The sequence below is a fragment of the Burkholderia sp. SRS-W-2-2016 genome (assembly GCF_001931485.1).
Taxonomy (GTDB): domain Bacteria; phylum Pseudomonadota; class Gammaproteobacteria; order Burkholderiales; family Burkholderiaceae; genus Paraburkholderia.
Window position 1 is genome coordinate 63,283 of the sequence record NZ_MSDV01000051.1, and the last position, 24,278, is coordinate 87,560.

Genomic DNA, 24,278 nt, shown 5'->3' on the forward strand with positions numbered 1-24,278 from the left:
TCACCCCGCCTCACCCCGCCTCGCTCCGTTTCACCCCGGTTCAACCACGAACCCATGCTGCCGCAACAACTGCAGCACGCCCTTCGGCCCACCCAGATGCAGCGCGCCGATTGCGACGAACACCGGTTTATTCGGCGCCGCCAGCTGCAGCATCCGATTGACGAAGCGCCGATTGCGCTCGTAGACGATCCGGTTATCGATCGTCTCGGACACCCGCTTGTCGCGCGCGAGCTTCTCCGATTTCGCGACCTGCCACGCGGCGATCGCATCGGCATCGCCGACCCGCCACAGCCGATGCAGCTTGCGCACGTCCTCGACGTTCTGCGCGGGCGTCTGCACCAGGTCCTGCGCGAGCATTTCGCGCTGCTGCGCGGCCGATAGTCCGGTGAACGCGCGCATCTGCTGCGCGAGCGTCTCCAGCCCGACGATCTTGCCGCGCGTCTTCAGATACACGTTCTGTAATTGCGCCTCGGTGCCGTACTCGGTCTGCAGACCGGCCGACAGCGAGTCGTAGGTCTCGACGACCAGCGACGCGAGCCACGGCCGCATCTTCTTGATCGCATCGAGCGCGGCCGGATTGCCGCGCAGCCGCAGCGCGAGCTTGTGCCACAGCGGCTCGGGCAACAGCCCCGGCAGACAGTCGCGCTTGCAGATGCCGTACTTGGACACGTCGTCCTGCGACACCAGCAGTTCGTCGGGGGAGAGTTCGAGCGCGAGCGTTTGCGACGCGGCCAGCGCGGCGAGGATCGGCGGCCGGAACGGCTGCCCGGCCGGATAGTCGACCGGATCGCCGACGTGCAGCGTGCCGAGCACATAGAGGGTGACGTTGCCGCGCGTCGCGACATAGAACGGCATGCGCGCCGGCTGCTGGCGCACCGGGCCGCTCGCGGTGGAGCCGGGCGTGGCCGGCGGGGCCATCGAAGGCGGCGGCGGTGGCGCGGGCGGAGAGACCGGCGCGGCCGGCACGCCGAGCGACGGCCGGCCCGCCTGGCCCGGCGCATCCGCCGCGGCGCGGGCCGCGTACGCGCTGTCGAAAGCCGTGCCGAAGCTCAGCATACCGACCGACAGCGCGCCGATCAGCACACGTCGCCACGCACCGACCCACGCACCAACACACGCATCGGCGCACGCACCAACGCACGCACGATGCACGCCGCCGGGCCCGGCGCTTTTCAGCCCCCGCACCCCGCGGCGCCGCGCGAATGCGGCCGCGCGGCCGCCCTCACGCAAGCGGCGCGCAAGACGACGCGCCGCCCCCACATCAGGCATCCACGTCCCCCACCTCTTCGGCGCGGTGACACGAGACCTGACGGCCATCCACTTCACGCAGCTTCGGTTCCTCGCTGCGGCATCGGTCGATCACGTACGGGCAGCGCTGATGGAACGTGCAGCCCGACGGCGGATTCAGCGGCGAAGGCATTTCACCTTGCAGCTTGATCTTGATCGTGCGGTCCGCCTCGAAGATCGACGGCGTCGCCGACATCAGCGCGCGCGTGTACGGATGGCGCGGCTTCGAGAAAATCCGCTGCTTGTCGCCCAGTTCCGCGACGCCGCCGAAGTACATCACCATCACGTCGTCGGCGATATGCTCGACCACCGACAGGTTGTGCGAGATGAACACGTAGCTGGTCTTGAACTGATCCTGCAGGTCCATGAACAGATTCAGGATCTGCGCCTGGATCGACACGTCGAGCGCGGACACCGGTTCGTCGGCGACCACGATCTGCGGATCGAGGATCATCGCGCGCGCGATCGCGACCCGCTGGCGCTGGCCGCCGGAGAACATATGCGGATAGCGCTTCGCGTGCTCGGGCCGCAAGCCGACCGTGCGCATCATCTGCGCGATCCGTTCCGCGCGCTCACTCGCGCTCAGTTGCGTATTGATCGCGAGCGGCTCGCCGAGCGTCTGCTCGACGGTCTTGCGCGGATTGAGCGACGCGAACGGGTTCTGGAACACCATCTGCACGCGCCGCCGCAGCGCCGCGATCTTCTCGTGGCTTGCGCCGGCCACATCTTCGCCGTCGATCAACAAACGGCCCGCGCTCGGCGTTTCGATCATCGTCAGCTGGCGCGCGAGCGTGGACTTGCCGCAGCCGGACTCGCCGACCACCGCGAGCGTCTTGCCGCGCTCCAGCGCGAACGACACGCCGTTCAGCGCCTTCACCGTGCCCTGCGCGAACATCCCGCGCTTGACCGTGTAGTAGCGCGCGAGCTGGTCGGCGACCAGCACGTGATCGGCGCCGCTGCGCGCGTCGCGGCGGGTTTCGGGTACTGCGTTCATCGGGCGCCTCCTTGCGTGTGAACGTTGGCGTCCTTGTCGACATTCAACGGCTTGATACAGCGCACCCGCGCGTAGTCCGCGTGACCCGGCAGCGGCGCGAGCGCCGGCCGGGCCTTCATGCAGTCGTCGACCACGTACTTGCAGCGCGGCGCGAACAGACAGCCCTTCGGACGGTCGTCGCGGCCCGGCACCATTCCCGGCAACGCGGCGAGCCGCACCGCGCCGACGTTGTGTTCGGGAATCGCGGCCAGCAACGCTTCGGTGTACGGATGATGCGGCGCGGCGAAGATGTCCGGCACGCGGTTGGTCTCGATCACCTCGCCCGCGTACATCACGGCCACGCGCTGCGCGACTTCGGACACCACGGCCAGATCGTGCGAGATCAGCACCAGCGCCATCCCGCGTTCTTTCTGCAGGCGCATCAGCAGTTCCATGATCTGCGCCTGGATCGTCACGTCGAGCGCGGTGGTCGGCTCGTCGGCGATCAGCAGTTTAGGATTGCAGGCGATCGCCATCGCGATCATCACACGCTGGTTCATCCCGCCCGACATCTGATGCGGAAACGCGCCGATGCGGTTTTTCGCGTCCGGAATGCCGACCTGGTCGAGCAGTTCGAGCGCGCGCTGTTCCAGCGCGGCGCCACGCAGCCCCTCGTGCAGCTTCAGCACTTCCTTGATCTGATAGCCGACCGTGTAGCTCGGGTTCAGGCTCGTCAGCGCGTCCTGGAACACCATCGCGATGTCTTTGCCGATGATCTTGCGGCGCTGTTTCGCCGACGCGTTCAGCAGGTCCTTGCCGTCGAACGTGACTTCGTCGGCGGTGACCTTGCCGGGCGCGTCGATCAGGCCCATCAGCGCCATCATCGTTACGCTCTTGCCCGAGCCCGATTCGCCGACCACGCCGAGCACTTCGCCCGGCGCGACGTCCAGATTGATGCGGTCGACCGCGGGCAGGCCGCTGAAGTTGACCGCGAGGTTGCGGATGGTCAGTAGGTTGCTCATGGTCAGGCCATCCGTTTCAGTTTGGGGTCGAGCGCGTCACGCAGCCCGTCGCCGAGCAGGTTGATGCACAGCACCGAGATCAGGATGGACAGGCCCGGCATCGTCACGATCCACCATGCGCTGTCGATGTAATCGCGCGCGGACGCCAGCATCGCGCCCCACTCCGCCGACGGCGGCTGTACGCCGAGACCCAGAAAGCCGAGCGCGGCGGCATCGAGAATCGCCGACGAAAAGCCCAAAGTAGCCTGCACGATCAGCGGCGCGGTGCAGTTCGGCAGCACCTGCGAGAACATCAGCCGCAGCGTGCCGGCACCGGCGACGCGCGAAGCGGTCACGTACTCCTTTTGCAACTCGCCCTGCGCGGACGCGCGCGTCAGACGCACATAACCGGGCAGCGCGACGATCGCGATCGCCAGCATCGTGTTGACGAGGCCCGGACCGATGATCGCGACCACCGCGACCGCGAGCAGCAGCGACGGCAGCGCGAGCAGCACGTCCATGATGCGCATGATCGGCGTGTCGGCCCACTTCTCGAAGAACGCGGCGATCAGCCCGAGCACGATGCCCGGAATCAGCGCGAGCACGACCGACACGAAGCCGATCCAGAACGACAGCCGCGCGCCGTACATCAGCCGCGAGAGGATGTCGCGGCCCGCTTCGTCGGTGCCGAGCACGAACTTCCAGTTGCCGCCGTCGAGCCACGCGGGCGGAATCTTCACGAAGTCGCGGTACTGCTCGATCGGGCTGTGCGGCGCGATCAGCGGCGCGAAGATCGCGATGAAGACGAGCACCAGCACGATGACGCCCGCGCCGACCGCGCCGCGGTTGCGCGAGAAGTTGGCCCAGAATTCGCGCGCCGCGAGTGCGCGGCCGCTTGGGGGTGTGACTGCCTGGGGGACAGTGTTTTGAATGTCAGCCATTTCGTGTCATGCCTCCCGCAGAGCCGCCTCAAGGGAGGCATGCGCCCCCTCGGGGGGCAGCGAACGTAAGTGAGCGTGGGGGTACATGTTTACCTCGTATGGCGAATGCGCGGGTTGAGCACGCCGTACAGCAGATCGACGACGAGGTTCACGACGATCACCAGCGTCGCGATCAGCAGAATGCCGCCTTGCACGACCGGATAATCGCGCCGGCCGATCGCATCGATCAGCCATTTGCCGATGCCCGGCCACGAGAACAGCGTCTCGGTCAGCACCGCGCCGGCGAGCAGCGTGCCGACCTGCAGACCGATCACGGTCACCACCGGAATCAGCGCGTTACGCAGCGCATGCACGACGATCACGCGCGCCGGCGACAGCCCCTTCGCGCGCGCGGTGCGGATGTAGTCCTCGCGCAGCACTTCGAGCATCGACGAACGGGTCATCCGCGCGACCACCGCGAGCGGAATCGTGCCGAGCACGATCGCCGGCAGGATCAGGTGGCTCAGCGCGGACTTGAACGCGCCTTCGTCGGTCGACATCAGCGAGTCGATCAGCATGAAGCCGGTCAGGTGCGGAATGTCGTATTCGACCGCGATGCGGCCCGACACCGGCGTGAGCCCGAGCTTCACCGAGAACACCATGATGAGGATCAAGCCCCACCAGAAGATCGGCATCGAGTAGCCGGTCAGCGCGGTGCCCATCACGCCGTGATCGACCACCGTGCCGCGCCGCAGCGCCGCGAACACGCCGGCCGGCAGCCCGACGATCAGCGCGAAGATCATCGCGCAGATCGACAGTTCGACGGTGGCGGGAAAGCGCGCGAGGAATTCGCCCATCACGCTGGTGTTGGTGATGATCGAGGTGCCGAGGTCGCCGTGCACCGCGCGGCCGATGTAGTGGAAGTACTGGATGGGCAGCGGCTCGTCGAGCCCGAGGCGGTGCATCGCGGCCGCATGCATGGCCGGATCGACGCCGCGCTCGCCCATCATTACTTCGATGGGATCGCCGGGGATCAGGTGAATCAGCGCGAACGCCAGGATCGTGATGCCGATGAACGTCGGAATCACCATGCCGATGCGGCGCAAAACGAAGCGGAACATGGTTCGCTCCTATGGTACTGGTGATGAAAAAACGCAACCGGCGACGAGGGCTCGTGACCCCGGTCGCCGGACCATTTCGACCAGTTTTCTAACCGAGCGAAAAGCGTACTGCGTGAATTTTACGGCTGCCTTGCCGGCTGATTGGCCGGCCCGGTTGCCGGCTTACTTGACGCTGACGCCGTCGAAGCGCGCGTAACCGAGCGGTTCGATCCGCATGTCGACCACCTTCTTGCTGACAGGCTGATAAACGGTCGAGTGCGCGATCGGCGCGAACGGCAGCTGCTGCGCGAAGATGTGCTGCGCGTCGCCGTAGATCTTCGTGCGCGCGGCCACGTCGGACGTGGTGCGGCCCTTCTGGATCAGATCGTCGAACGGCTTGTAGCACCACTTCGAGAAGTTGTTGCCGTTGATCGCGTCGCAGCCGAGCAGCGTGCCGAGCCAGTTGTCCGGATCGCCGTTGTCGCCGGTCCAGCCGATCAGCATCGTGTCGTCTTCGCCCGCGTGCGCGCGCTTGATGTACTCACCCCATTCGTAGGTGACGATCTTCGCCTTCACGCCGATCTTCGCCCAGTCCGCCTGGATCATTTCGGCCATCAGACGCGCGTTCGGGTTGTACGCGCGCTGCACCGGCATCGCCCACAGCGTGATGTCGAAGCCGTTCGCGTAGCCAGCCTTCGCGAGCAGCGCCTTCGCCTTGGCCGTATCGAACGATGCGGCCGGCAGGCCCTTCACGAACGACCATTGGGTCGGCGGCATCGGGTTGGTCGCGAGCTGGCCCGCGCCCTGGTACACCGAGTCGATGATCGCCTTCTTGTTGATCGCCATGTCGAGCGCCTGACGCACTTCGACCTTGTCGACCGGCTTGTGCGTGACGTTGAACGCGAGGTAGCCCAGGTTGAAGCCCGGCTGCGACGGCATGTCGATGTTCGGCTCGGCCTTCAGCGGCGCGATGTCGGCCGGGCGCGGATAGCTCATCACCTGGCATTCGTCGCGCTTGATCTTCTGCACGCGCACGCCGGCGTCCGGCGTGATCGAGAAGATCAGCTTCGAGATCTTCACCGCGTCCGGCTTCCAGTAGTCCGGATTGCCGTCGAAGCGGATCGTCGCGTCCTTCGTGTAGCTGCGGAAGATGAACGGACCGGTGCCGACCGGGAACTGGTTGATGTCGGCGGCCTTGCCGGCCTTCAGCAGCTGATCGGTGTATTCGGCCGACAGGATCGACGCGTATTCCATCGCCAGATTCTGGATGAACGGCGCGTTGACTTCCTTCAGCGTGAACTTGACCGTGTACGGGTCGGCCTTCTCGACCTTGGTGATCAGCTTGTCCAGGCCCATGTCGGTGAAGTACGGGAACTGCACCGGGTACGCCTTGCGGAACGGCTGGTTCGGATCCAGCATGCGCTGGAACGTGAAGATCACGTCATCCGCGTTGAATTCGCGGGTCGGCTTGAAGAACGAAGTGGTCTGGAACTTCACGCCGTGGCGCAGATGGAACGTGTAGGTCTTGCCGTCCGGCGAGACTTCCCACTTTTCCGCGAGGCCCGGTTCGACCTTGGTGCCGCCGCGCTCGAATTCGACGAGGCGGTTATAGACGGTGAACGTGTTGGCGGTGAAATCGACGCCGGTCGTGTATTGCGCCGGGTCGAAACCCGCAGGGCTGCCTTCCGAGCAATAGACGAGGGTCTTGTTCGGGATCCCGGCGGCGTGCGCGCTGCTCGCGCCGACGAGGGATGCCGCTGCGGCAGCGACGAGCGTGGTCACACGCGCGACCTGCAACAGTTTGTTTTGCTTCATGTTTCCTCCTGGTACGGGGCCGGCTTGCGCCAGCGTAGCGGGATATTACTTGAGCTTGGCCCGGCCACCAAGCGGAGGAAATACCCCGTGTTGACGATAGGAAACACTTGGTGCAAACGTTTTGCGGCGCTTTCGCGGCGGTGATGTAATACGCCGCCGCGCGCCGCCCGCGAGCCACCGTAAGCGGCTTACGGCAATTCGTGGCGGCGCACGTCGGGCAGGCGGCGCAAGAAGCGCGCCGCGGTCCGTTTATTTCACGCCAACTTCCATGAACTGCGTCGGCCCGAACGGATCGATCTTGAAACCCGTCACGTTCTTGCTGATCGGCTGATAGACGGTCGAGTGAGCAATCGGCGTGAACGGCACCTGATCCTTGAAGATTTCCTGCGCCTGCATGTAAGCCTTGGTGCGCTCGGCCATATCGGTCGTGCTGCGGCCTTTCTTGATCAGATCGTCGAACGGCTTGTAGCACCACTTCGAGAAGTTGCTGCCGTTGACCGCGTCGCAGCCGAGCAACACGCCGAGCCAGTTGTCCGGATCGCCGTAGTCGCCGGTCCAGCCAATCAACATCGCCTGATGCTCGCCCGAATGCGCGCGGCGGATGTACTCGCCCCACTCGTACGTGGCGATATTCACCTTGACGCCGATCTTGGCCCAGTCGGACTGCAGCATTTCCGCCATCAGGCGCGCGTTCGGGTTGTACGGCCGCTGCACCGGCATCGCCCACAGCGTCAGTTCGAAGCCGTCCGGGTAGCCGGCCTGCTTGAGCAGCGCTTTCGCCTTGTCGACGTCGTATGGGGCGTCCTTCAGGTTCTTGTTGTAGCCCCACTGGGTCGGCGGCATCGGGTTGGTCGCCGCCTGGCCGGCGCCCTGGTAGACCGCGTCGATGATCGCCTTCTTGTGGACCGACATATCCAGCGCGCGGCGCACCAGCACGTTGTCGAGCGGCTTTTTGCTGGTGTTGTACGCGATATAGCCGAGGTTGAAGCCGACTTCGTTCGGCATCGCCAGCGACGAATCCGCCTTCACGGTCGCGATATCGGCCGGACGCGGGTACGACATCACCTGACATTCGCCGCGTTTGAGCTTTTGCAGCCGCACCGCCGGGTCGACGGTGATCGCGAAGATCAGCTTGCCGACCTTCACGTCGCCCGCTTTCCAGTAGTCGGGATTGCCGTCGAAGCGGATCGTGTCGTCTTTCGTATAGCTGCGGAAGATGAACGGGCCGGTGCCGACCGGGTACTGGTTGATATTGGACGCCTTGCCCGCCTTCAGCAGCTGGTCCGTATATTCAGCCGACAGGATCGATGCGAACGGCATCGCGATCTGCTGCAGGAACGGCGCGTCGACTTCCTTCAGCGTGAAGCGCACCGTGTACGGATCGAGCTTTTCGATCTTCGCGATGTTCTTCGCGAGCCCGAGGTCGGTGAAGTACGGGAACGGCACCGGGTACGCCTTGCGGAACGGGTTCTCCGGGTCGAGCATGCGCTGGTAGGTGAACACCACGTCGTCCGCGTTGAACTCGCGGGTCGGCTTGAAGTACGAGGTGGTCTGGAATTTGACGCCGGGGCGCAGATGGAACGTGTAGACGAGGCCGTCCGGCGACACGTCCCACTTTTCGGCGAGGCCCGGCTCGATGTCGGTGCTGCCGTGCGCGAATTCGACCAGCCGGTTATAGACCGTGTACGAGCCGGCGCTGAATTCGACGCTGGTCGTGTATTGCGCGGTATCGAAGCCGGCCGGGCTGCCTTCGGAGCAGAACACCAGCGTTTTGTCGGGTAGCGTGGCCGCCTGCGCCGCGGCGGGCGCGAGGCCGCTCACGGCGACCGTGAGCGCGGCGAGAGCCGGCAGGCAGAACTGATGAAGCGCGAACCGCCGGTGTGCCGCAGTCTTTCTTGTCACTGTCATATCGTCCTCCGCACAGCAGCCGGGTTAGCTGCGTTTCGATCATAGACAGCACAAAAATGAGCTTCAACAGGGACTTACCACGTTGTCGGGCGGGGGATTTTGCGGTGGGAGGTGAATCCGCGCGGCCATGGCGGCCGCGCGGTCAGGCAGGCACGACTCGTGCGCGTTACGCGCGCAGCCGTTCGCAGATCGCCTTGGTCGCCGCGGCGGCGTTCAGCGTGTAGAAGTGCAGACCCGGCACCTTCGCGTCGACGAGGCGCTGGCACAGGTTGGTCACCACGTCGAGCCCGAACGCGCGGATCGAGTCGCGGTCGTCGCCGAAGCTCTCGAGCCGGCGCGCGACCCAGCGCGGCACTTCGGCGCCGCACATCTCGGAGAAACGCATCAGTTGCGAGAAGTTCGTGATCGGCATGATGCCCGGCACGATCGGCACGTCGACGCCGAGCTTATGGGCGTCGTCGACGAAACGGAAATACGCGTCCGCGTTGAAGAAGTACTGGGTGATCGCCGAATTCGCGCCGGCCTTCACCTTGCGCGCGAAGTTTTCCAGATCGTGACGCGGCGAGCGCGCCTGCGGATGGTATTCCGGGTAGCCGGCCACCTCGATCCAGAACCAGTCGCCGAACTCGGCGCGGATGAAGCTGACGAGTTCCGACGCATAGCGCAGCTCGCCGACCGCGCCCATGCCGGACGGCAGGTCGCCGCGCAGCGCGACGATATGGCGGATGCCGTGCGCGCGGTACTCGGTGAGGATCGCGCGCAGGTCGTCCTTCGACGAGCCGATGCACGACAGATGCGGCGCCGCCTCGATGCCTTCCTTCGCGATATCGACGACGGCCGCGAGCGTGCCTTGCTGGGTCGAGCCGCCGGCGCCGAACGTGACGGACACGAACTTGGGTTTGAGCGTGACGAGTTCCGCGCGGGTCGCGCGCAGTTTGTCGACGCCTTCCTGCGTTTTCGGCGGGAAGAATTCGAATGAGAGTTCGATCGGATTCATATCAGAGAGGTCAACCTAAACTGCGGTTGCCGAAAATGAGCGCGGACAGCAGCCACGACACGATGCTGTACAGGATCGAGCCGAAGAACGCCGACCAGAAGCCCGACACCTCGAAGCCTTTCAGCAGCGACGCGCACAGCCAGAAGCACAGCGCATTGACGACGAGAATGAACAGGCCGAGCGTGAGTATCGTGACGGGCAGCGTCAGCAGGATCAGCACCGGGCGCAGCACGGCATTGATCAGGCCGAGCACGATCGCGACGATCAGCGCGGTGCCGAAGCTGCGAATATGGATCGACGGCACGATGTACGTGATGATCAGCAGCGCGAGCGCGTTGATCAACCAGGTCAGCAGCACGGTCATGTGAAGCTCCTTGTAAGCACCTGCGGGGGCAGGCTGTCCATTGAACGGAAAGCGGCGCCGGCGAACAAAGCGGCGCATTGCGCGCCGCCCGGGTCAACCGTGATGCCTGCCGGCGCCGCCGCGTCCGCGAGACCGGACGCATGATGCGCGCGGCGGGCTCGCGAACGCGCGCGTCGCTTAATAGCGGTAGTGGTTCGGCTTGAACGGACCGTTCTTCTCGACGCCGATGTAGCCGGCCTGCGCGTCCGACAGCACGGTCAGGTTCGCGCCGATGCGCGCCAGATGCAGACGCGCGACCTTCTCGTCCAGATGCTTCGGCAGCACGTACACCTTGTTCTCGTACTTCTTGCCTTGCGTGAACAGTTCGATCTGCGCGAGCGTCTGGTTGGTGAACGAGTTCGACATCACGAACGACGGGTGACCGGTCGCGCAGCCCAGGTTCACGAGGCGGCCTTCGGCCAGCAGGATCACGCGCTTGCCGTCCGGGAAAATGATGTGGTCGACTTGCGGCTTGATGTTTTCCCACTGGTACTGGCGGGTCGACGCAACGTCGATTTCCGAGTCGAAGTGGCCGATGTTGCAGACGATCGCGTTATGGCGCATCGCCTTCATGTGATCGTGGTTGATCACGTGGTAGTTGCCGGTCGCCGTCACGAAGATGTCGGCCTTGTCGGCCGCGTATTCCATCGTCACGACGCGGTAGCCTTCCATCGCCGCCTGCAGCGCGCAGATCGGATCGATTTCGGTGACCCACACGGTCGCGCCCAGACCGCGCAGCGATTGCGCGCAGCCCTTGCCCACGTCGCCGTAGCCGGCCACGACCGCGATCTTGCCGGCGATCATCACGTCGGTCGCGCGCTTGATGCCGTCGACCAGCGACTCGCGGCAGCCGTACAGGTTGTCGAACTTCGACTTGGTGACCGAGTCGTTGACGTTGATCGCCGGGAACGGCAGGCGGCCTTCCTTTTCCATCTGGTACAGACGGTGCACGCCGGTGGTGGTTTCTTCGGTCACGCCCTGGATGTGCGCGAGGCGCGTCGAGTACCAGGTCGGGTCCGCGTCGAGGTGCGCCGCGATCGACTTGTACAGCGCGACTTCTTCCTCGTTGGTCGGCTTGGCGATCACCGAGCGGTCTTTTTCAGCCTTCGAGCCGAGGATCAGCAGCAGCGTTGCGTCGCCGCCGTCGTCGAGGATCATGTTGGCGAATTCGCCGTTCGGCCATTCGAAGATGCGGTGCGAGAACTCCCAGTATTCGTCGAGCGATTCGCCCTTGAACGCGAACACCGGCGTGCCGGCTTCGGCGATCGCGGCGGCCGCGTGATCCTGGGTCGAGAAGATGTTGCACGAGGCCCAGCGCACGTCCGCGCCGAGCGCCGTCAGCGTTTCGATCAGCACGCCGGTCTGGATCGTCATGTGCAGCGAGCCGGCCACGCGCGCGCCCTTCAGCGGCTGCTGCGCCTTGTACTCGTCGCGCGTTTGCATGAGGCCGGGCATTTCGGTCTCTGCGATCGTGAGTTCCTTGCGGCCCCACGCGGCGAGCGACATATCGGCGACGACGTAATCCTGCTTCTGGGAATCGATGACTGCGGCGTTCATCACGCCCTCCTTTCTAAGAAATTGACTAGAAATGTGACGTGAGCGCGGTTTGATGCGAAGGATCGGCGCGAGATGCGCAGCCTGGTCCTCCGAATTGAAGCCTTCGAGCCTGGCGGGCGGCCGGCGAATAAGAATTCGCGGTACCCGTCGCAACGCTCCTCGAAAGCGAACGGCGATTGTAGCAAATTGGGATAGCAGCGTGGTTTCAGACGCGGCGAGTTTGGGACGCCTCCCGGCAGCCCGGCACGGAGCGATGCCGCACCCGCGCGCGAACCGCCGACACTAGAACGGCAGCAGCCCGAGCAGCGGTGCGAGCAGCACCATCGCGACGCCGGCGATCATCATCGTCAGGCTGGACACCACGCCCTCTTCGCTGCCGAGTTCGCGCGCTTTCGCGGTGCCGACGCCATGCGCGGCCGCGCCGAACAGCGCGCCGCGCGCGAGCCGCGTGCGCAGCGGCACGCAAGCCAGCACCAGTTCGCCGAACAGCATTCCGCACACGCCGGTCGCGATCACGAACAGCGCGGTCAGGTCCTTCGGCGCGTGAATCTTGTCGGAGACGGCCAGTGCGAACGGCGTCGACACCGAACGCGTCATCAGGCTGCGCTGCAATTCCGGCGACAGATGCAGCAGCTTCGCGAGCAGCAGCGAGCCGCCGACGCCGACCAGAATCCCCACCGTCACGCCGACGCTCAGCGAGATCCAGTGACGCTTGAGCAGCGCGCGGTACTCGTAGATCGGCACCGCGAATGCGACCGTCGCCGGGCCGAGCAGCCACATCAGCCAGCGGGTGTCCTCGAAATACAGCCGGTACGGGATGTGCGCGAGCACGACGATCGCGACCAGCGCGGTGGGCACCGTCAGCATCGGCGTGAGCCACGGCGAGCGAACCCGTGCGTACAGCGCCTTCGACGCGAAGTACAGCGCGATCGTCAGCAGCAGGCAGCCGGCCGCGATCAGGCGGGAGGCGTTGTCGGTGAACAGCGCTGTGAACAGGGGCAAGTAGATCTGGGTCATGGGCGGATGGTGCGGTGCTTGTCGGCGGAGCGGGCTTATCTGCGGAGTGTGCTCATCGGCGCGGCGGGCGCATCAGCACAAGCGGCATCGGTGCGGCGTGCACATCGGTGCATCGCACTTAGCGGCGCGCGGACCGAGGATCGGCCGTGCGTCGGGCGGCATACGCGCGGCGCAGCGCGACGCGCCGTTCGAGGCGCGCGGCCTGATCGACCGCGAACGCCACCGCGACCATCACCATCAGCGTGCCGCCGATCACCACCAGCGCGAGGCGCCAGCCGTCCGCGCGAAACAGTCCGCCATATTGGACGGCGGCGACCGCGGCCGGGATAAAGAACAGCAGCATGTCGGACAGCAGCCAGTCCGCGCCGGCCTTGACCCAGCGCGGCGCGACGCCGCCGCAGAACAGCAGCGCGAGCAATACCAGCAGACCGACCACACCGGCCGGCACCGGTAGATGCAGATGACGGACCGCGAAGTCGGCGGCGATCCACAGCGCGGCGATCGCGGCGCTTTGCACGGCGATTCGCGCGATGCGGCCGAGCGCCGACGCGCGGCTTTCACCGTTCGAGCCGCCCGCGCCACCCGACCCGCGTTTGCCCTCGCTCGCGCGGCTGGCGGCGGATGTGACGGAACGGGCGAAGACTGGCGTGGACATGGCTTTCAGAGAACTGACGGGCAGAGGAAAACGAGTATAGGGGTCGCTGCACCATAAACATAATGACTTACAATCATCGAAATCATTCCAAATCGGAATCCCGGAGACAGGCCTCATGGAACTACGTGCGCTGCGCTATTTCGTCGAAGTGGTCCGCCAGCAGAGCTTCACGGTCGCAGCCGAGCAGATGTTCGTCACGCAGCCGACCATCAGCAAGATGGTCAAGTCGCTCGAAGACGAGATCGGCTCGCCGCTGCTGCTGCGCGACGGCCGCCAGATGGTGCTCACCGATGTCGGCCGGATCGTCTATCAGCGCGGCCAGGACGTGCTCGCCGCGCATGCGCAGTTGCAGGCCGAACTGAACGATCTCGACACGCTCGGCCGCGGCGAGCTGACGATCGGCATTCCGCCGATGGGCGGAGCGCTGTTCACGCCCGCGATCGCCGCGTTCCGCCAGCGTTATCCGAAGATCGAGCTGAAGCTGTTCGAGCAGGGCTCGCGCGCGATCGAAACCGCGCTGATCAACGGCGAACTGGAACTGGGCGGGGTGCTGCAACCGGTCGATCCCGAGAGTATCGATGTGCTGCCGATGAGCCGTCAGCTGCTGTGGCTGGTCGCGCGCGCCGGCTCGCGCTGGGACGGCCTGCGCGAAGTGCCGCTCGCGCAGCTCGCGAACGAGCCGTTCGTGTTTTACGGCGAGAGTCTCGCGTTGAACGATGTCGTGTTGAATGCGTGCCGGGCGGCGGGGTTTGCGCCGGCGATCGTCGGACGAAGCGGGCACTGGGATTTCATGGCGGCGCTGGTGCTGGCCGGCGTCGGCATCGCGCTGTTGCCCGCGCCGTATTGCCGGCGGCTCGATCCGGCGCAGTTCACCTGTTTGCCCGTGGTCGAGCCGGAAATTCCTTGGGAAATGGCGATTGGCTGGCGCCGCAACGGGTATCTGTCGCATGCGGCGCGCGCGTGGCTGGAGGTTGCGCGCGAGACGCTGCCGACCCATGTCAGTAACGACTTCATGCTTGGGCCGGGGATCGGGTTCAGTACGATTGCGGCGCCGGAGGATGGGCAGGCGGGGACGCCGGCGGGCGAGTGAGCGGCGGGCGCGAAGGCAGCGGTTAGCGATTCAGCCGCGCGGCGCCCTACCGCCGACTCGCCGCGGTCACCCGCGCGACGCGTTCGCGGCGCAGCGCAGTCCGCAAGCGATGTTCGCGCGAGCGAAACTCCATGCCGTCCGCATATCTACTTCACGCCGCGCGCGCCGCCACCCCGGCCGAACCCGCGCCCACCCCAGTCACGCCCATCACCGCTCTCAACACCCCGCCCCCTCGCGCCTACTCGCCGCGATCATCTCCGCCGCGCGCTCGCCGATCATCACCGTCGGCGCATTGGTATTGCCGCCGATCAGCGTCGGCATCACCGACGCATCGACAATCCGCAACCCGCTCACGCCCCGCACCCGCAATTGCGGATCGACGACCGAGCGCGCATCGCCGCCCATCCGGCAGGTCGCGACCGGGTGATAGATCGTGTCCGCGTGCTCGGCAATCGTCTGCCGCAGTTCCGCATCCGACTGCCCCGCCGCCGTATACAGCTCGCGACCGCCATGCAGCGCGAGCGACGGCGCATCGAGAATCCGCCGCGCCATCCGCGTGCCTTCGACCAGCAGATCCAGATCGCGCGCATCGCTCAGAAAACGCGGATCGATCAGCGGCGCGACGCGCGCATCGGCGCTCGCGAGCGTGACCGTGCCGCGGCTATGCGGGCGCAGCACGCAGGTATGCAGCGAATAGCCGTGCCCCCAATGCATATGACGGTTGTGATCGTCGACGATCGCCGCGCAGAAATGCAGTTGCAGGTCGGGCCGGTCGAGCGTCGGCCGGCTCTTCAGAAAACCGCCGGCCTCGGCGACGTTGCTCGACAGCATCCCGCGCCCGTGCCGCATGAAGGTCACGAACTGCGGCAGCATCCGCGCAATCCCGCGCACCGAGAACCCGGTCGGCTCGATCGACGACACCCGTTTGTTGATCGTGAAGTCGATGTGATCGATCAGGTTCTGGCCGACCTCGGGCGCGTCGTGCAGCACGTCGATACCGAACCCGCGCAGTTGCCCGGCCGGCCCGATGCCGGAACACATCAGCAGTTGCGGTGAATTGAACGCGCCCGCGGCGAGCACCACTTCGGCGCGCGCGCCCAGCGTTTCGTGGCGCCCGCCGCGCACGACCTCGACCCCGCTCGCGCGCTTGCCGTCGAACACCACGCGCAGCGCGGTCGCATCGGCGATCGTATGCAGATTGGCACGCGGCCGGTCATAGACATACGCGCGCGCGACGCTGCAGCGGCGGCCATCGCGCTGCGTCACCTGATAGAAGCCGACGCCTTCCTGATCCGCGCCGTTGAAATCGGGATTTGCCTTGTAGCCGGCTTCGAGCGCGGCCTGCACGAAACGTTTTGAAAACGAATTCTGGAAGCGCAGATCGGACACTGTCAGCGGACCGGCGTCGCCGTGCCACGCATCGGCGCCGCGCTGATTGCCTTCCGCGCGCCGGAAATACGGCAGCACGTCGTCCCACGACCAGCCGTCGCAACCGAGCGCCGCCCAGTCGTCGTAGTCGAGCGGATGGCCGCGCGTGTAGATCATCGCGTTGATCGCACTCGATCCGCCGAAGCCGCGTCCGCGCGGCTGAAAGCCCTGCCGGCCGGCGAGTCCCGGCTGCGGGGTAGTCAGGAATCCGTAGTTGGTCTTCAGCTTGAACGGCACCGCGGCGGCGACGCCGACCGGCATGTTCACGAACAGATTGCGATCGGTATGCGGACCGGCTTCGATCAGCGCGATCGTCGCGTCGGGACAGCTGTCCGCGAGGCGGCTCGCCAGCGAGCAGCCGCCCGAGCCCGCACCGACGATGATGTAGTCGTATTGCATGCGCTCCTCCAGGTGGGCCGCGTTGCCCGCGGACCCTGTCTCGTGCACACTTGTCTACGTGTGTTTTACGCGCATTGTAGGGAGCGTTCAGGGGCCGCGGCGGCTTCGTCACAGAGCGATTCCTCTAAACAGCGGCGCGGTCGCGCCCCTATCATGAAAGACCCGCGTGACCCGCGCGCAAGCCCGCCAGGCAGGCGCGCGCGGGATTCAAACAGCATGCGGCGCAGGTCATCTTCAGCGCATGCGGCCTCGCACGCGGCGCTCAAACAGCCAACCCATACGACGCCGGCAAACCGGCGCACAATGCATCAAGCATGGAGACAGCAGATGGACTCGCACGGCTTCGGTCAGACTCACGAAGTGACGAATCAGGCGCCGCCGCTCGCGGACTACAACCTGTTCGCGAGCGACATCGCGTTGAGCGAAGCGCTCGCGCGCGACGGCGCGCAGTGGCATCGCGAGGCGCTGCTGCGGCACGGCGCGGCGCTGACCACGCCCGACACGCTCGCGCTCGCCGAACTCGCGAACCGCCACACCCCCGAACTGATTACGCATAGCCCGCGCGGCGAGCGCATCGATGCGCTCGAGTTTCATCCCGCGTGGCACTCGCTGCTCGCGCTGCTGCGGCGCGAAGGGCTGCATGCGCTGCCGTTTTCCGAGCCGCGAAGCGGCGCGATGGTCGCGCGCTGCGCCGGTTATTTTCTGCACGCGCAGATCGAATCCGGCTCGCTGTGTCCGCTGACGATGACCTTCGCGAGCATCCCCGTCCTGCAACGCGAAGCCGCGCTGTTCGACACGCTGCGCGAGCAGCTTTACTCACGCGAACACGATCCGCGCGACGTGCCGCTCACGCAGAAACGCTCGGCGATGATCGGCATGGGGATGACCGAGAAACAGGGCGGCTCGGACGTGCGCAGCAACCAGAGCCGCGCGTATGCGCTCGATGCCGGTGGACGCGGCGGCGCTTATCGGTTGATCGGTCACAAGTGGTTTTTCTCGGCGCCGCAATGCGACGCGCATCTGGTGCTCGCGCGCACCGATACGCACGAAGGGCTGTCGTGCTTTTTCGTGCCGCGTTTCGCGCCGGACGGCAGCAAGAACGCGGTGCAGGTGCAGCGTCTGAAGGACAAGCTCGGCAACCGCTCGAACGCGAGCAGCGAAGTCGAATTTCTCGATGCGTACGGCGTGCTGATCGGCGACGAAGGACGCGGCGTGCCGACCATCATCGAAATGGCGAACTACACGCGGCTCGATTGCGTGATCGGCAGCGCCGGGCTGATGCGCGCGGCGCTGGTGCAGGCAATCCACCATGCGCGCCATCGCAGCGCGTTCGGCCGGCAACTCGCCGAGCAACCGCTGATGCGCAACGTGCTCGCCGATCTCGCGCTCGAATCGGAAGCGGCGACCGTGCTGTTCATGCGTCTCGCGCGCGCGTTCGAGGCCGCGGACGGCGCCGACCGCGCCGACGCCGCGTCCGCCGAACGCGCATGGCGGCGCATCGTGACGCCGGCCGCGAAGTACTGGGTCTGCAAGCGCGCGCTCGAATTCACCGGCGAAGCGATGGAGGTCTGGGGCGGCAACGGCTACGTCGAAACCGGGCCGATGGCGCGCTTCTATCGCGAGGCGCCGGTCAACTCGATCTGGGAAGGCTCCGGCAACGTGATGTGCCTCGACGTGCTGCGCGCGATGGAGCGCGAGCCGCAAGCCGCGCATGCGCTGTTCGCCACGTGGCAGGAAGCGGCGCACGCGCATCCGGCGCTCGGCGCGGCGCTCGCTCGGCTCGCCGCGGCGCTGAACGGACCGGCGGAGCAGCGCGAGGCGTCGGCGCGGCGGATCGCGCAGCAGATCGTGCTGATCGCGCAGGCGACGCTGCTCGCGCAACACGCGCCCGCCGAAGTCGCCGACGCGTTCATTGCGACACGTCTGGCCGATGGTTGCGGCGAAAGCGGTCGCGTGTACGGCACGCTGCCGGCGACGTTCGATCACGCGGCGATCATCGCGCGGGCATTTCCAGAGTGAGTTTTCACGTGGCTATGCCGCGTGAATTCGCTGCGTGGATTTGCCGCGTAGATTGATCGTAGGGATTTCTATACAAACCGGTGGGCGTCGGTGGGCCGCGATGCGGCCGCCTGCCCGCGACGCCGGACACCGACACACACCAATAAGCGCTGCACGCGCACCCATCATCGATCAGGGAGTGGACACTGATGAAGAACGATCTGCCGGACGTTGCCGCGCTCGGAGCGCTGTTGCGCGATCAACGCCATGCGTATCTGCGCGCGCCGTATCCATCGTGGGACACGCGCGCGACGCATCTGCGCGCGCTGCGCAAGCTGATGCTCGACAACCGCGACGCGCTCGCCGACGCGATGCACGCGGACTTCGGCAATCGCGCGAAACAGGAAGTGCTGCTGGCCGAATTTCTGCTCGTGAAGGAAGAGATCGACGCCGCGCTGCGTCACGGCAAACGCTGGATGAAGTCGCAGCGTCGCCGCATGAACAAGTGGCTGCTGCCGGCGCGCGCGAAGGTGGTGCCGCAGCCGCTCGGCGTGGTCGGCATCATCGTGCCGTGGAATTATCCGGTGCTGCTGGCGGTCGGGCCGCTGATCAGCGCGCTGACGGCCGGCAACCGCGCGATCATCAAGATGTCCGAACTAACGCCGCGCACGTCGGCGTTGTTCGAGCAGTTGATCGGGCAGACGTTTGCGCGCAATCACATCGCGGTGGTCAATGGCGATGCCGCGCTCGCGGCCGCGTTCAGCGCGCAGCCGTTCGATCATCTGCTGTTTACCGGCTCGACCAGGGTCGGTCATGAAGTGATGCGCGCGGCGGCCGAGCATCTGACGCCGGTCACGCTGGAGCTGGGCGGCAAGTCGCCGGCGATCATCGGCGCGCATGCGCGTTTCGATAACGCGGTCGATAACCTCGTGGCCGGTAAGACATTGAATGCCGGGCAGACCTGCGTGGCGCCCGATTACGTGCTGGTGCCGCGCGGCAAGGAGCAGGCGTTTATCGAACGGGCGCGCGCGCGGATGGCGAAGATGTATCCGGACTTCGCGAGCAATCCGGACTACACGTCGATTATTTCGGCGCGGCATTTCGAGCGGCTCTTGCGGCTGATCGAAGAAGCGCGCGATGCGGGCGCTCAGTTGCATCCGTTGACCGATGCCGAGCCCGATGCCGGGAGCAGGCAGTTTCCGTTGATCGCGGTGACGGACGCGCCGGATGAATGCGCGCTGATGCAGGAGGAGATTTTCGGGCCGCTGTTGCCGTTGGTGCCTTATGACACGCTCGATGACGCTATCGCGTGGATCAATGCGCGGCCGCGGCCGTTGGCGCTTTATTTATATGCCGATGATTCGCGGACTGTTGAGCGGGTTACTCGCGAGACGATTGCCGGGGGGATGGCTGTTAATGAAACGTTGATGCATCTCGCTTGTGAGAGTTTGCCGTTTGGTGGGGTCGGGGCTAGCGGGATGGGGGCTTATCACGGGTATGAGGGGTTTGTGACTTTTTCCAAGATGAAGCCGGTGTTGACGCAGTCGCGGTTCAATACGCGGGGCTTGATTTCGCCGCCTTATGGGAAGCGGGTTAATGCGCTTTTGAAGTTGATGTTTAAGGTTTGAGGGGGATTGGACCCCTGGGCAGGGTGGGGCCTTTTTTTGTCTGTGTTCTTTTTGGTGTTGGCCTTTCCTTGCTTTCTTATTGGTCTATTAGCGTTGCCCCTGTGCGGGGCGGCACCTACTTTCTTTGCTGCTGCAAAGAAAGGTAGGCAAAGAAAGCAGCTTCACCCCGCTAGCTCTTAAGTGGGTCCCCTGGCTTGGAGGAGGCAGTGGTGCATCTGGAATCCGTGCCCCCGCACACTCCGCCCCAGTGACAAAGCCGTCATCAGCTCCCACTCCGCACTGCGTGCGTCGCGGACGGGTCTGCCAGGGGAACCAGTGGGTGGCCCGCGCAGCGGGGACCTCGGCTGCGCCGAGGGGAGGCGCCGAAAAAACTGGCGGGCGGTTTTTGAGCGGGGCTTCGGCGCGCGCAGCGCCGCCGGAAGAATGACTGCCTTGTCACGAACGTGGAATGTGCGGGAGCACGGATTCCAGATGCACCACTACCGGTGGCCCGCTACGGTTCCCGCTTAAGAATTAGCGGTGTGAAGCTGCTTTCTTTGCCTACTTTCTTTGCAGCAGCAAAGCGCATCAACGGCCGAAAAGCCACGCCCACCTTGGTTTTCAGCGAAATTTGTCATCTGTACCCCCGCCACCACCCCCACCGATATTTTTCGAATTATCGTTTTGCGACGGATTTTTTAAAATTCGCTGGTGACGATGGCGGGCCTCGGCCTACGTTTGGCTACGTCCACGCGTCGCGGAGCCCGCCACGGGCCGGATTTTGGCCCTGCCGCGTATGTTTCGTCGCCGCGTTCGGTCGCGTTCTTCGTGGCCGGAATGTTCGCGCGCTCGATGCGCCGTTCGTGAGCGTCGAGCAGCTGGCCGCCACCGATCTTCAGCAGGTCGCCAATCGAGCAGCCGGCGCGACGCGCGGCGGCTTCCAGCTGCGCGAGCAATGGATCGGTGATCGTGATCGAGATGCGGCGAGCGCGTGGCTTGCGTTCACTGGCTGGCATGAGTCGTCCTTCGCGTGATGTCGAAGGCGCGACGATAGCGGCGCGCGCGGCGCACGTCGAGCGGCCGGGTTGCGGGTGGCGGATAGAGTATGGAGGCGGGAAGAAAACCTAGGGTTATTCCTGACGCTTCGCCTTCGCTTCGACGTGATCCCAACGCTTCATTGCCTCGCGCTGCGCGCGCAATGCCTCATCGAGCAGCCCGTGCACCTTCGGGAGCGTCAGTTCATTGACGAATTCGGACCACCAGCGCGTGTCCTCATCGGTCAGGTGATTCGGGATTGTGTTTCCGGATTTCATGACGCATCTCCGTCGCGGGGCAATAGCGCGAGTGTATGACTTCGGGCGGCGCGATAATCAGCGCGTTCCTGAACGACCCTGCGGAGGCATCACGTGGACGCAATCGATTCGATTCTCTGCGACTGGTACACATTCGGACGCGGATGGAGTCCGGTTGCGGGTTACGAGCGCGAGGACCCTTCGTGCGCGTTGTATCGCAGCAGTCGCCAGTGGATGGACTTTTCCGAATTCAACGATGAGGTGGACTGGCTGCGGATCGAGCGCAACGCGCGGGCTGTCGATCCGCTCGTGCTCCAACTCGAAACGCGGCTGCGGATCGCGGTGTCGGTGGCCGTCAAAAACTTCCATGCGGGCGCAATCGTGTTTACGAACCCGAGGCATCCGCAAACGCAGGACGCGGACTATGCCGAAGCGAAGCGTCTGCTGGCTCCGAAGCTGATCACAGCGGGCGTGCTCGAACGGCAGGCACCGCAGACGGCGAGGCATGTGCCGCGGCTCGCGTAGAGGAAAAAATCGCGCGACCGAAGTATCGCGGGCCGCCGCGCCGCAACTGAAAGCACAAAGATCGACGCACGTAGGCCGAGCGAGGCGCGGCGTATGATGGTTACAAGCCAGCATCATCGGAGCAACTAATTCCGATCAGGAGTTTTACCAGCGCCGCACGACTGCGGTGCTGCGTCATCGCACCTTCATGTGAGGTATTTCCCCATGCTTCAGGTGATTTTCTACGGCGACATGGTCCCGCGCTTCGGCAAGTCGTACTCGCTCGATGTGCGCTCGCCACGCGAAGCGCTGCACGCGCTCATGACCCAGATCGAAGGATTGCGCCAGTACTTTCGCGACCATCCCTCGCGCGCGTTCCTTGTGCGTGGCACGCATCAGGACTACGACGAGAGCGACATCGACTATCCGCAGGCTTCGGGCACGCTGAAGATCGTTCCGCTGGTGCACGGCGCGGGCGCACTTGGCAAGGTACTGCTCGGCGCGGTGGTCGCCGTGGTCGGCGCATTCACTCCGCTGTCTGCGTTCCTTGTGCCCCTCGGTGTCTCGATAGCACTCGGCGGGCTCGCACAGCTTCTAACGCCGCGCATCTCGACGGCGGCGACACCCGAGAAGCCTGAGAACCAGCCGTCATTCGCGTTCGATGGTGCAGTGAACACGATGGGTCAGGGCGGGCCTGTATCCCTCGGATACGGGCGGATGGTCGTCGGCGGTCAGGTGATCAGCGTGGGCTTCTCGACCAACAACGAAATCTTCATCGGCTAGGCGCGCCTTCGAGGTCCATAAGCGGCCGCGTTTGCTTGCCCTGCTCGGCGAGCGCGGTCACGGTCGCGCGCTTTCCGAAACGACAAGGGAAGAAAGGCGCTTCTTTACCGAGTAAAGAAGTTTCTGATGCACGAGTGTCGCAAGCCCGACTCGTGAGCGAGATGTGTCGGCGGCGTCTCCGCATCGACGGATTGCGCGCGCCGCGATTTCCGCGCACCGGTCGAGACACGTGCGGGTGAACGTTTCGTCTGTCACGGCAGTCCTGTGGATGCATCGCGGCTCGCGGCTGATTCAAGCGCATTTGACCCCGTGTTCGCGAATCGCGCCCCTGAAAGAAAACCAGCACGTGAGGTTTCCGGGCAACTCCCTTTTTTCTTTCCCTCACCCCCCGGTGGCGCTCCACCATCTTCCGCGCGCATGTTCCGTCGGCGCTGACTGTCACGGCACGACAGCCCGTCCGGCTGGCGCAACAAAAAAGGCCGTGCGACACGGGAAACGCCGCACGGCCACAACCAACTTGCCGAACAGATACGCGGATTTTTCAGCACCGCCGCGCGCCGGTGGTTTCCCTAGTCGCGCAATCTCACCACGCGGGTCGGTGCCTGCCTGACGACCGTCCGGACCGCGCGCGCTTCGGAAAGCACGCGTTCGACATACTGGGCGGCCAGTTCTTCCGTAGTCGCACGCACATGCTCGACACGCGCATCCGGGTTCGCTGGAACCGGACATAAACTCAATTCCAACCATTCCCACGACAGATAGCGCGTGCCGCCGTCGTGCATCTTCTCTGTCTTCAGCGCGCGGAAGCCGATCGATACGTGGGCGAGGAGCCCCGCCTTGATGGCCTGCCATGCGCTATCCACGCGATCCTTCAGCGGTCCCGGCTCACTGATCTTTGCAACCTGCGCGCGGAAGGTGATGCCCGCGACCGACGCCGCGCCGAGCAGTACCTGTCCGACCGTTTCAGCCGAATTGTGATTCAGCAGTAGCGGTAATGGAGTACGGAAAATTGCGCCTACCGGTTCAACGACATCACCGTATCGGTCGGGTGTGGGCGTGGACGCGATGCCTTCGATAATCCGATCCCCGTCAACCGCCCGGTTAATCGTCACGAGCGACTTCGCTCGAATGAAATCGCCCGCATGACCTTGCCTTGGCGGATAGGTTTCGACTTTCATGGTTGGATTCCTCTGTGAGAGAAGGTCATGCCACGAGCCTGAGCGCGGCCCTGTCGTCGCGGCTGCGGCAGTGCTGCGTTCCATCGCCGGCACGCCAGAAGTAGATGCCTCGGCCAGCGACCAGAACCTCTTCCACGTCCATGCCGTTGCGCCCCTGCGGCTCACCACCCATGATGAGCGTGGCGAAGTCGCGTGCGAGCGCCGATACGCGCCCGGGCTCGCCGCGCAGCACAGCGAGCACCTCATGCTCGATGCGGCTCGCATCGGCCTGCCGTTCGCGTTCCTGCCGGTACTCCGCCTCACTGCGGTAGACGCATCCGGCTTCTTCGTTGCATGAGCACATGGCGATCAGCTCCATTGAACGTG

General features: G+C 65.1%; 22 protein-coding genes and 1 riboswitch. Of the genes, 6 read left to right on the forward strand and 16 right to left on the reverse strand.

The window, feature by feature from the left end; all coding sequences use genetic code 11:
- Nucleotides 1-30: 30 nt before the first annotated feature.
- From BTH42_RS22355 to BTH42_RS22410, 12 genes are all read right to left on the reverse strand, one after another.
- Nucleotides 31-1,269, reverse strand: a complete 1,239-nt coding sequence (locus BTH42_RS22355; protein WP_075303342.1) for a TraB/GumN family protein — start codon at nt 1,267-1,269, stop codon at nt 31-33.
- Complete coding sequence (locus BTH42_RS22360) at nt 1,262-2,281, reverse strand: peptide ABC transporter ATP-binding protein (RefSeq protein ID WP_075303343.1); 1,020 nt, start codon at nt 2,279-2,281, stop codon at nt 1,262-1,264. Before BTH42_RS22360 ends, BTH42_RS22355 begins: the two co-directional genes overlap by 8 nt.
- Nucleotides 2,278-3,282, reverse strand: coding sequence for an ABC transporter ATP-binding protein (locus BTH42_RS22365; protein ID WP_075303344.1), 1,005 nt, complete (start codon nt 3,280-3,282; stop codon nt 2,278-2,280). Before BTH42_RS22365 ends, BTH42_RS22360 begins: the two co-directional genes overlap by 4 nt.
- Nucleotides 3,283-3,284: 2 nt before the next feature.
- Nucleotides 3,285-4,202 (reverse strand): ABC transporter permease subunit, encoded by a 918-nt coding sequence (locus BTH42_RS22370; protein WP_075303345.1) that lies wholly within the window; start codon nt 4,200-4,202, stop codon nt 3,285-3,287.
- A gap of 89 nt (nt 4,203-4,291) precedes the next feature.
- Nucleotides 4,292-5,302, reverse strand: coding sequence for an ABC transporter permease subunit (locus BTH42_RS22375; RefSeq protein WP_075303346.1), 1,011 nt, complete (start codon nt 5,300-5,302; stop codon nt 4,292-4,294).
- 162 nt (nt 5,303-5,464) lie between these two features.
- Complete coding sequence (locus BTH42_RS22380; RefSeq protein ID WP_075303347.1) at nt 5,465-7,096, reverse strand: ABC transporter substrate-binding protein; 1,632 nt, start codon at nt 7,094-7,096, stop codon at nt 5,465-5,467.
- 249 nt (nt 7,097-7,345) lie between these two features.
- Nucleotides 7,346-9,004 carry an ABC transporter substrate-binding protein gene (locus BTH42_RS22385; RefSeq protein WP_075303348.1) on the reverse strand — a complete coding sequence of 553 codons (1,659 nt, stop codon included), beginning with the start codon at nt 9,002-9,004 and terminating at the stop codon, nt 7,346-7,348.
- Between the two features lie 166 nt (nt 9,005-9,170).
- Nucleotides 9,171-10,001, reverse strand: a complete 831-nt coding sequence (metF, locus tag BTH42_RS22390; protein ID WP_075303349.1) for a methylenetetrahydrofolate reductase [NAD(P)H] — start codon at nt 9,999-10,001, stop codon at nt 9,171-9,173.
- A gap of 10 nt (nt 10,002-10,011) precedes the next feature.
- Nucleotides 10,012-10,365: a phage holin family protein gene (locus tag BTH42_RS22395; protein WP_027199157.1), complete on the reverse strand. Its 354-nt coding sequence runs from the start codon at nt 10,363-10,365 to the stop codon at nt 10,012-10,014.
- Between the two features lie 177 nt (nt 10,366-10,542).
- Entirely contained in the window at nt 10,543-11,961 is a 1,419-nt protein-coding gene (gene ahcY, locus BTH42_RS22400; RefSeq protein ID WP_075303350.1) for an adenosylhomocysteinase, read from the reverse strand.
- A gap of 33 nt (nt 11,962-11,994) precedes the next feature.
- Nucleotides 11,995-12,128: riboswitch (S-adenosyl-L-homocysteine riboswitch) on the reverse strand.
- A 115-nt stretch (nt 12,129-12,243) separates the two neighbouring features.
- Entirely contained in the window at nt 12,244-12,978 is a 735-nt protein-coding gene (locus BTH42_RS22405) for an LrgB family protein (protein WP_075303351.1), read from the reverse strand.
- Between the two features lie 118 nt (nt 12,979-13,096).
- Nucleotides 13,097-13,633, reverse strand: coding sequence for a CidA/LrgA family protein (locus BTH42_RS22410; protein WP_083654862.1), 537 nt, complete (start codon nt 13,631-13,633; stop codon nt 13,097-13,099).
- Nucleotides 13,634-13,748: 115 nt separating this feature from the next.
- Between BTH42_RS22410 and BTH42_RS22415 the strand changes: the two genes are divergently transcribed.
- Nucleotides 13,749-14,723 (forward strand): LysR family transcriptional regulator, encoded by a 975-nt coding sequence (locus BTH42_RS22415; protein ID WP_075303352.1) that lies wholly within the window; start codon nt 13,749-13,751, stop codon nt 14,721-14,723.
- Nucleotides 14,724-14,939: 216 nt separating this feature from the next.
- Here BTH42_RS22415 and BTH42_RS22420 read toward each other — a convergent pair whose 3' ends face one another.
- Complete coding sequence (locus BTH42_RS22420) at nt 14,940-16,550, reverse strand: GMC family oxidoreductase (protein ID WP_075303353.1); 1,611 nt, start codon at nt 16,548-16,550, stop codon at nt 14,940-14,942.
- A gap of 327 nt (nt 16,551-16,877) precedes the next feature.
- Between BTH42_RS22420 and BTH42_RS22425 the strand changes: the two genes are divergently transcribed.
- The 3 genes from BTH42_RS22425 (at nt 16,878) to BTH42_RS34930 (ending at nt 21,189) form a co-directional block, all read left to right on the forward strand.
- The gene (locus tag BTH42_RS22425; RefSeq protein WP_075303354.1) at nt 16,878-18,569 is read left to right on the forward strand and encodes an isovaleryl-CoA dehydrogenase; all 1,692 of its coding nucleotides are present in this window, start codon (nt 16,878-16,880) and stop codon (nt 18,567-18,569) included.
- Between the two features lie 188 nt (nt 18,570-18,757).
- Nucleotides 18,758-20,176 (forward strand): coniferyl aldehyde dehydrogenase, encoded by a 1,419-nt coding sequence (locus BTH42_RS22430; protein WP_075303355.1) that lies wholly within the window; start codon nt 18,758-18,760, stop codon nt 20,174-20,176.
- A 521-nt stretch (nt 20,177-20,697) separates the two neighbouring features.
- Nucleotides 20,698-21,189, forward strand: coding sequence for a hypothetical protein (locus BTH42_RS34930; protein WP_143752164.1), 492 nt, complete (start codon nt 20,698-20,700; stop codon nt 21,187-21,189).
- Nucleotides 21,190-21,285: 96 nt separating this feature from the next.
- On the opposite strand, the gene BTH42_RS22440 is transcribed toward BTH42_RS34930, so the two are convergent.
- Entirely contained in the window at nt 21,286-21,468 is a 183-nt protein-coding gene (locus tag BTH42_RS22440) for a hypothetical protein (protein WP_075303357.1), read from the reverse strand.
- Between the two features lie 93 nt (nt 21,469-21,561).
- Here BTH42_RS22440 and BTH42_RS22445 point away from each other — a divergent pair, with 93 nt between their 5' ends.
- Complete coding sequence (locus BTH42_RS22445) at nt 21,562-21,972, forward strand: hypothetical protein (protein ID WP_083654863.1); 411 nt, start codon at nt 21,562-21,564, stop codon at nt 21,970-21,972.
- 204 nt (nt 21,973-22,176) lie between these two features.
- The gene (locus BTH42_RS22450) at nt 22,177-22,734 is read left to right on the forward strand and encodes a tail assembly protein (protein ID WP_075303359.1); all 558 of its coding nucleotides are present in this window, start codon (nt 22,177-22,179) and stop codon (nt 22,732-22,734) included.
- A 569-nt stretch (nt 22,735-23,303) separates the two neighbouring features.
- On the opposite strand, the gene BTH42_RS22455 is transcribed toward BTH42_RS22450, so the two are convergent.
- Both BTH42_RS22455 and BTH42_RS35560 read right to left on the reverse strand, forming a co-directional pair.
- Nucleotides 23,304-23,912: an HK97 family phage prohead protease gene (locus tag BTH42_RS22455; protein ID WP_075303360.1), complete on the reverse strand. Its 609-nt coding sequence runs from the start codon at nt 23,910-23,912 to the stop codon at nt 23,304-23,306.
- Between the two features lie 25 nt (nt 23,913-23,937).
- Nucleotides 23,938-24,270 (reverse strand): hypothetical protein, encoded by a 333-nt coding sequence (locus tag BTH42_RS35560; RefSeq protein WP_075303361.1) that lies wholly within the window; start codon nt 24,268-24,270, stop codon nt 23,938-23,940.
- Nucleotides 24,271-24,278 lie beyond the last annotated feature (8 nt).

Coding starts and splice junctions, on each gene's coding strand:
- BTH42_RS22440 (WP_075303357.1), bottom strand. CDS start 21,468: ATGAAATCCGGAAACACAATCCCGAATCACCTGACCGATGAGGACACG.
- BTH42_RS22405 (WP_075303351.1), bottom strand. CDS start 12,978: ATGACCCAGATCTACTTGCCCCTGTTCACAGCGCTGTTCACCGACAAC.
- BTH42_RS35560 (WP_075303361.1), bottom strand. CDS start 24,270: ATGGAGCTGATCGCCATGTGCTCATGCAACGAAGAAGCCGGATGCGTC.
- BTH42_RS22380 (WP_075303347.1), bottom strand. CDS start 7,096: ATGAAGCAAAACAAACTGTTGCAGGTCGCGCGTGTGACCACGCTCGTC.
- BTH42_RS22420 (WP_075303353.1), bottom strand. CDS start 16,550: ATGCAATACGACTACATCATCGTCGGTGCGGGCTCGGGCGGCTGCTCG.
- BTH42_RS22385 (WP_075303348.1), bottom strand. CDS start 9,004: ATGACAGTGACAAGAAAGACTGCGGCACACCGGCGGTTCGCGCTTCAT.
- BTH42_RS22395 (WP_027199157.1), bottom strand. CDS start 10,365: ATGACCGTGCTGCTGACCTGGTTGATCAACGCGCTCGCGCTGCTGATC.
- ahcY (WP_075303350.1), bottom strand. CDS start 11,961: ATGAACGCCGCAGTCATCGATTCCCAGAAGCAGGATTACGTCGTCGCC.
- metF (WP_075303349.1), bottom strand. CDS start 10,001: ATGAATCCGATCGAACTCTCATTCGAATTCTTCCCGCCGAAAACGCAG.
- BTH42_RS22425 (WP_075303354.1), top strand. CDS start 16,878: ATGGACTCGCACGGCTTCGGTCAGACTCACGAAGTGACGAATCAGGCG.
- BTH42_RS22430 (WP_075303355.1), top strand. CDS start 18,758: ATGAAGAACGATCTGCCGGACGTTGCCGCGCTCGGAGCGCTGTTGCGC.
- BTH42_RS22360 (WP_075303343.1), bottom strand. CDS start 2,281: ATGAACGCAGTACCCGAAACCCGCCGCGACGCGCGCAGCGGCGCCGAT.
- BTH42_RS22455 (WP_075303360.1), bottom strand. CDS start 23,912: ATGAAAGTCGAAACCTATCCGCCAAGGCAAGGTCATGCGGGCGATTTC.
- BTH42_RS22375 (WP_075303346.1), bottom strand. CDS start 5,302: ATGTTCCGCTTCGTTTTGCGCCGCATCGGCATGGTGATTCCGACGTTC.
- BTH42_RS22415 (WP_075303352.1), top strand. CDS start 13,749: ATGGAACTACGTGCGCTGCGCTATTTCGTCGAAGTGGTCCGCCAGCAG.
- BTH42_RS22370 (WP_075303345.1), bottom strand. CDS start 4,202: ATGGCTGACATTCAAAACACTGTCCCCCAGGCAGTCACACCCCCAAGC.
- BTH42_RS22450 (WP_075303359.1), top strand. CDS start 22,177: ATGCTTCAGGTGATTTTCTACGGCGACATGGTCCCGCGCTTCGGCAAG.
- BTH42_RS22355 (WP_075303342.1), bottom strand. CDS start 1,269: ATGCCTGATGTGGGGGCGGCGCGTCGTCTTGCGCGCCGCTTGCGTGAG.
- BTH42_RS22410 (WP_083654862.1), bottom strand. CDS start 13,633: ATGTCCACGCCAGTCTTCGCCCGTTCCGTCACATCCGCCGCCAGCCGC.
- BTH42_RS22365 (WP_075303344.1), bottom strand. CDS start 3,282: ATGAGCAACCTACTGACCATCCGCAACCTCGCGGTCAACTTCAGCGGC.